Source organism: Chitinophaga sp., from assembly GCF_036569125.1.
In the GTDB taxonomy this organism is placed as follows: Bacteria; Bacteroidota; Bacteroidia; order Chitinophagales; family Chitinophagaceae; genus Chitinophaga.
The window spans coordinates 1-3167 of sequence record NZ_DATCRF010000004.1; the positions used below are offsets into that span (position 1 = coordinate 1).

The window sequence follows — 3167 nt, forward strand, 5'->3', positions numbered from 1 at the left end:
CCATTGGGTATGTGCTATTTTTTGTGATCCATGTGGTGCAGGTGATGCTGGCGGGATGGAACAATTTCCGTTCCGTAGTATCAGGTTTTGAAGTGGAGGAAAGATCATTCGATCATCTTAAAACGGGCGATCATGCAACAAAGAAATAAGCCGGAGCTAACCGTTCAGCAAAAGATCAACCGGCGGAACTTTATTTCCTTTACCACCTTTTTTGTGGTGGGCGGGGCTTTGTTCGGCGGCTGGAAATGGCTGTACAATGCGCCGGAAGAAACGCCCGGTATTACGGCCGGCGCCCGCAAACCCTTACGCCGTGCGCTGAACAAAACAGAGCTGTTCTTTCGCCGCATTTTCAGCAACAACCATCCCGTTAAAACCTATCCCAAACGTATGGCCGCCAAACAGGTGCGGGTAAATGGGGATATTGGTATTGACGATGCAGGATTTAACCCGCAAAGCTGGCAGCTGGCAGTAGTAAAAAGCCCGAAGGAAACCCTTCAGATTAGCCTGGATGAGCTACGGTCCCTCCCAAAATCCGACCTGGTATTTGATTTTAAATGCGTGGAAGGCTGGGACCAGATCCAGCATTGGGCGGGCGTAAAGTTCTCAGATTTTATAGCGCATTATGGTTTGCAGAAACAGGCCGGGATGCAGTATGTAGGCATGGCTACCCCTAATGAGGAATATTACGTAGGGCTGGATATGGCCAGCGCGCTGCACCCGCAAACCCTGCTGGCGTATGAAATGAATGAGCAGCCCCTGCGGCCGGAACATGGCGCGCCGCTGCGGCTCATTATTCCCGTGAAGTATGGTATTAAGAACCTGAAGCGTATTGGCACCATTAGCTTTAGTAATGAAAGGCCGCCCGACTATTGGGCGGAGCAAGGATATGATTATTACTCAGGGTTATAATGCCCTGCCAACTTTATCTTAAAAACAGTAACATATGAAATTTAAAACGTTCAAATTAGTATGCTCCTTCCTGGTGTTGCTGGTAACCGCTGCCTGCGGACAGCAAACACCGGATGTAAAAACTTTCCCGGAGGCCCATCCGGCCGAATACTGGAAAAAGATATTGACGCCCGAGGCATTCGAGATCATGGTGAACAGGGGTACTGAAAGGCCTTTCAATAACCCTTACTGGAACAATCACCAGAAAGGCGTTTACGTGAGCGCTGCTACCGGCAAACCCTTATTCAGCTCAGACACCAAGTTTGAATCCGGCACCGGCTGGCCCAGTTTTTATAAACCTATTGACCCGGATGCCATTATGGTTATTAAGGATAATTCCTTTGGTATGGAGCGTGAGGAAGTGGTGGAACGCAGTACCGGCCTGCATTTAGGACATGTGTTTGACGATGGCCCCCCGCCTACCGGTAAGCGTTACTGCATGAACTCTTACGCGTTAAAATTTGTGAAAGCAGAAAAAAATAAAAAATAAACGGATGAAGCCGACATGATTAAAATAATTATTAACACAGGGGAATGATTATTTTAATCATCAAAGGCTCCATCCGACCATTGAAAAGACAAAAAATAAACGGATGAAACGATTAATGCAATATATAACAGCACTGTTGTTTTTATATGGCTGTGCCTATGGCCAGTCAGGAGCGGATGATAACTTTGCGCACCTGCCATCGCCCCGCAAAGGCGAAATGGTGGCAACCTTTGCCGGCGGCTGTTTCTGGAGCTTATCAGAAGGACTATCTGAATTAAAAGGCGTGAATAAAGTAGTATCCGGTTACTCCGGCGGTACCACCAAATGGCCTACTTATGAAGAGGTAGGCTCAGATAAAACCGGCCATGCGGAATCGGTACAGGTGTATTATGATCCCACGGTAATTGACTATGCAACGCTGGCAGAAGCCTTCTTTTATGCGCACGATCCCACCACGCTGAACCGGCAGGGGCCGGATGTAGGAAAGGATTACCGTTCGGTAGCTTTTTACCGCAGCCCGGAGGAGCAAAAAACATTAATGGAAGTGGCGGCAAAAGTAAATGCATCACACCATTACGCCAATCCTATTGTAACGCAGGTGGTGCCTTTTAAGGTGTTTTATCCTGCGGAGAACTATCACCAGGGTTATTACCGGCTGCATCCTGAAAGCCCATATATACAAGCGGTATCTGTACCCAAAGTGCAGAAGCTGCAAAAAGCCATGGGCGATAAGATGAAACCGGCTTTCCAGGTAAAGCATAGCTAAAGATCCAACCACATAAAAAACGTACCATGACTAAATTTGCATTATTGGTAAGGCTGGAAGCCAAACCAGGTAAGGAGCAGGAAGTAGCGGCTTTCCTGAAAAGCGCACTGCCTTTAGCCCAGGAAGAAGCGGGCACTATTCAATGGTTTGCTTTGCAGATAGGCCCATCTACCTTTGGCGTTTTTGATACGTTTAACGATGACAGCGGGCGGCAGGCGCACCTGTCTGGGCCTATTGCCAAAGCGTTAATGGAAAAAGCGCCGGAGCTGCTGGCAAAAGACCCGGTAATTGAGTCTGTAGAGCTGCTGGCCGTAAAATAAGTTTCAGGTGTTATAATATAAGCGCACTATGCTGTAATGGCATGGTGCGTTTTCGTTTTCTTACAATTCTGCGCAGGGCATAGCTGGTAATTTTGAAGTATAAAATCATTACAGCTATGTCAAACATTTTGATCACCGGCGCTACCGGCAACATTGGATCTGAATTAGCAAAGCAATTATCTGCGCTGGGCGTACCTTTCCGGGCCATGGTACGGTCATTGAAAGGTACGGAAGCATTAGCCGCCTTAAACGGCGTAAACTTAGTAACCGGCGATCTGAATGATTTCGCCAGCCTGCAGCAGGCTTTACAGGGAATAGATAAAGCATTCCTGCTCACCAATTCCTCTGAACAGGCGCAAACCCAGCAGCTTGATTTTGTAAAGGCAGCGCAGGAAGCCGGTGTACAGCATATCGTAAAGCTATCGCAGTTTGCAGCGGCCAAAGATTCGCCGGTACGTTTTCTGCGCTACCATGCGGTGGTGGAAGAAGCCATTCAGCAGTCCGGCATAACGTATACTTTCCTGCGGCCTAATTTGTTTATGCAGGGATTGTTAGGCTTCCGGGATACGATTGTACATAAAAGCGCCTTTTTTGCCGCTATTGGCAATGCTAAGATCAGCATGGTGGATATACGGGATATTGC

The 3167-nt window shown here is 47.8% G+C and carries 5 protein-coding genes; all 5 read left to right on the top strand.

What is annotated here, in order from left to right; translation table 11 throughout:
• The first annotated feature begins 132 nt into the window (after positions 1–132).
• Entirely contained in the window at positions 133–909 is a 777-nt protein-coding gene (locus VIM87_RS00095; protein WP_331994990.1) for a molybdopterin-dependent oxidoreductase, read from the top strand.
• 34 nt (positions 910–943) lie between these two features.
• The gene (msrB, locus tag VIM87_RS00100) at positions 944–1438 is read left to right on the top strand and encodes a peptide-methionine (R)-S-oxide reductase MsrB (RefSeq protein WP_331994991.1); all 495 of its coding nucleotides are present in this window, start codon (positions 944–946) and stop codon (positions 1436–1438) included.
• Between the two features lie 103 nt (positions 1439–1541).
• Entirely contained in the window at positions 1542–2204 is a 663-nt protein-coding gene (msrA, locus tag VIM87_RS00105) for a peptide-methionine (S)-S-oxide reductase MsrA (RefSeq protein WP_331994992.1), read from the top strand.
• Between the two features lie 26 nt (positions 2205–2230).
• The gene (locus VIM87_RS00110; RefSeq protein WP_331994993.1) at positions 2231–2524 is read left to right on the top strand and encodes an antibiotic biosynthesis monooxygenase; all 294 of its coding nucleotides are present in this window, start codon (positions 2231–2233) and stop codon (positions 2522–2524) included.
• Positions 2525–2640: 116 nt separating this feature from the next.
• The coding region (locus VIM87_RS00115; RefSeq protein ID WP_331994994.1) for an NmrA family NAD(P)-binding protein at positions 2641–3167 on the top strand (527 nt) is incomplete at its 3' end.

What these genes read in the sequence shown, in the direction of transcription:
- VIM87_RS00110 (WP_331994993.1), top strand. Translation starts at nt 2,231, where the DNA reads ATGACTAAATTTGCATTATTGGTAAGGCTGGAAGCCAAACCAGGTAAG.
- msrA (WP_331994992.1), top strand. Translation starts at nt 1,542, where the DNA reads ATGAAACGATTAATGCAATATATAACAGCACTGTTGTTTTTATATGGC.
- msrB (WP_331994991.1), top strand. Translation starts at nt 944, where the DNA reads ATGAAATTTAAAACGTTCAAATTAGTATGCTCCTTCCTGGTGTTGCTG.
- VIM87_RS00095 (WP_331994990.1), top strand. Translation starts at nt 133, where the DNA reads ATGCAACAAAGAAATAAGCCGGAGCTAACCGTTCAGCAAAAGATCAAC.